The 3,299-nt window shown below is 50.8% G+C and carries 2 protein-coding genes; one reads left to right on the top strand and one right to left on the bottom strand.

What is annotated here, in order from left to right:
• Positions 1-128: 128 nt before the first annotated feature.
• Positions 129-1,487: a sigma-54-dependent Fis family transcriptional regulator gene (locus F4Y39_14835; protein ID MYC14995.1), complete on the bottom strand. Its 1,359-nt coding sequence runs from the start codon at positions 1,485-1,487 to the stop codon at positions 129-131.
• Between the two features lie 131 nt (positions 1,488-1,618).
• Here F4Y39_14835 and F4Y39_14840 point away from each other — a divergent pair, with 131 nt between their 5' ends.
• The gene (locus F4Y39_14840; protein MYC14996.1) at positions 1,619-3,166 is read left to right on the top strand and encodes an ATP-binding protein; all 1,548 of its coding nucleotides are present in this window, start codon (positions 1,619-1,621) and stop codon (positions 3,164-3,166) included.
• The last annotated feature ends 133 nt before the right edge of the window (positions 3,167-3,299 follow it).

Consider the following 3,299-nt stretch of genomic DNA (forward strand, 5'->3'; position numbering starts at 1 on the left):
GTCATAACCTATTGTTTATATTGAAAAAAAATCGTGAAGTCGTATCTGCACACTCTTTTTTTTAAAAAAAACATGCAAAAATTGCACCCTATTTTATAACCAAAATGCAAAAATTGCGTTTCTGAAAATTAGCGCAGATTATACGCCTTAATTTTGTATTGCAACGCGCGAACACTGATCCCCAATAGCGCCGCGGCCTCCTTCCGATTTGCCGTCACATGCGCCAGTGTTTTTTCGATCAGCGCGCGTTCCACGTCTGCAAGCGATGAACCGAGTTCAACCATTATCGTATCTGTCTCATTCTGGGCATCGCGTATCCGAGAAGGCAAATGATCGACATCCACCTTTTGATCTGCGCAGGTCACTACAATGCGCTCAATGGCATTTTTTAACTCGCGCACATTGCCGGGCCACAAATAAGCCAGAACCCTGTCCATTGCATCCGGAGTCAATTCCTTGCGCGCTTTGTGGTACAACGCACACAGATTGTCAAAAAACACATCGATCAAAAGCGGAATATCTTCGACGCGCTCGCGAAGCGGTGGCAGGCGAATGGGCACCACATTGATGCGGTAATACAAATCTTCTCTAAACCGTCCTTCTGCCACTTCCCGCTCGAGATCGCGATTGGTGACAAAAATGGTTCGCACATCTGCGGACACCGCTCTGGTACTCCCCACCGGGCGATAGGCTTTTTCTTCTAATACCCGGAGCAAATCGACTTGATTGGGCAATGGGATCTCACCCACCTCATCAAAAAAAAGCGTCCCCCCTTCAGCCGCGGCAAAAAAACCCGCCTTATCCGCTGTCGCGCCCGTAAACGCGCCCTTTACATAACCGAACAACTCGCTGCCAAATAACGTCTCGGCAAACGCCCCACAATTCATCGCCACCAGAGGTGCATTCCGCCGCGCACTCGCCTGATGAATCGCACGCGCCACGAGTTCTTTCCCCGTCCCCGTTTCCCCGGTAATCAAAACCGGCACATCGGTCATTGCCGCCTGCGCTACAGTATCACAGACCTGTTCCATGGCAGCACTTCGATGCACAATCTCTCCATTTTCGCCATTGGAATCCAGACGCGCCCGCAATACGCGATTCTCCGCGACCAGTGCCTGGTGATCCAGCAAACGCTCCAAAGACAGACGCAACCGCTTCAGATCTACGGGCTTGGTCAAATAATCATAAGCCCCTCGCCGCATGGCTTCAACAGCCGTCTCCACCTCGCCATAAGCCGTAATCACAATAACGCCAATTTCGCGATTTGCACCGCGCACCCACTTCAAAAGTGATAGACCATCCTGCCCCGGCATCTTGAGATCAAAAATTGCGGCATCATACTCATGGGCTTCCATAAGCGTCTTTGCCTGATTCCCATCATAAGCCACATCAACCCGATAACCGTCTTTGGTCATCGCCTCTCGCAGACCCTCGCAGATATAGTACTCATCATCTGCAATTAAAAGCCGAATTTCACTCGCATCCATAAGTTACCTCTAAATCGAACAGAACATCAGTGAAAAAAATAGTTGTGCAAATGTGTTATGGTTATGATACTTTCTGCAAAAGATGCTGAAAAATGCCTGGCAAAGTAGAACCTTTTAAATACAGGGAAACCATGACCAGACGCAGACTGCCCATCGGCATTCAGACCTTCCGCAAAATTCGGGAGGAAAACTACTACTATGTCGATAAAACTGCCCACATGCGGCGACTGATAGACGAGGGCACGCACTACTTTTTATCGCGGCCACGGCGCTTTGGCAAAAGCCTGTTTCTGGATACGCTAAAGGAACTGTTCGAGGGCAATGAACCGCTGTTCGAGGGGCTTCATATCCACGACCACTGGGACTGGTCTGTTCGCTATCCTGTCCTGCGCCTCGACTTCGGTAGCGGCAATTTTGATGAGCCTGGGATCTTGCACAAAGAGGTTATGGCACAACTGGACGCTGTAGAAAAAGAAACAGGCGTAGAAAGCCACTACGACACTGCTTCAGCACGCTTTCGCCATATCATCCAGATGTTGTACAGCCAGGCGGGACAGCGCGTGGCTGTTCTCATTGACGAATACGACAAGCCGATCTTAGATGTGCTGGATGAGCCTGAAGTCGCCCGTGCCAACCGCGACTTTCTGCGGGGTCTGTATGCCACGATCAAGTCCAGTGATGCCCATATCAAATTCACATTCCTCACTGGCGTCAGCAAATTCTCGAAGGTGCGCCTCTTCTCTGGCCTCAACAACCTCACCGACATCACCATTGACCCACGCTATTCCGCCATCTGCGGATACACAGAAGAGGACCTCGACACCGTATTCGCACCAGAACTACCCGGCCTGAACAGAGAAGACATCCGCGACTGGTACAACGGCTATAGCTGGCTTGGTGACGAAAAGGTGTACAACCCCTTTGACATCCTCCTGCTCTTTGACAAGCGCACCTTTGGCACGTACTGGTTCGAGACTGGCACACCCACCTTCCTCATCGAAACCCTCTTCAACCGCCGCGTCAGTTCCCTCGAACTGGACAACATGATCGGTGGCAACGAGTTGTTATCCACCTTCGACGTCGATGATATGGCAACCGAGGCATTGCTATTCCAGACCGGCTACCTCACCATCACAGAGGAAGAAGACCTCGGTGGCGAGTCACTTTATCGCCTGAGCTATCCCAATCGGGAAGTGCGCCAGAGCCTCAACCGCAGCCTGTTGCGCTATCTGGTAAAAGACTCAACCCGCCAGATGGCGAACACCGTGCGCCTGTATCGTCTGCTGGAGGCCAACGACTTCGCTGGCATGGAAACCCTATTCCACGCATTCTTTGCCAGCATCCCCTACGAATGGTACACCAACAACGACATCGCCAATTATGAAGGCTACTATGCCAGCGTGTTCTATTCCTATTTCGCGGGGCTGGGACTAAATATCACCTTAGAAGACAGCAGTAGCCATGGTCGTGTCGATATGACCGTTCACCTCAACGATAACATCTACCTGTTCGAGTTCAAAGTGGTCGAAATGGCATCTGAAGGCGCTGCAATGGCGCAATTGCAAGAAAAGAGATACGCAGACAAATATCGTGGCCTTGACCAGCCAATCCACCTGATCGCCGTAGAATTCAGCAAAAACACCCGCAACATAACGGCCTTCGAGGTCGCCCGCGCCTGAACCGCATCTTAGTTCTCAGCGAACTTTCCCCTCACCTTCAAGCGAAGCCGTAGTGAAAACCAGCCCTCAATAATCTCAAGTTGACGTACTCCCAAATCTAAAGCATTGGGATTATAGAATCTTGTTGCTTCAG

This window comes from Gemmatimonadota bacterium (assembly GCA_009838845.1).
In the GTDB taxonomy this organism is placed as follows: domain Bacteria; phylum Latescibacterota; class UBA2968; order UBA2968; family UBA2968; genus VXRD01.

Excerpts from the sequence above, each read along its gene's own strand:
- F4Y39_14835 (MYC14995.1), bottom strand. The coding sequence starts at position 1,487 with ATGGATGCGAGTGAAATTCGGCTTTTAATTGCAGATGATGAGTACTAT.
- F4Y39_14840 (MYC14996.1), top strand. The coding sequence starts at position 1,619 with ATGACCAGACGCAGACTGCCCATCGGCATTCAGACCTTCCGCAAAATT.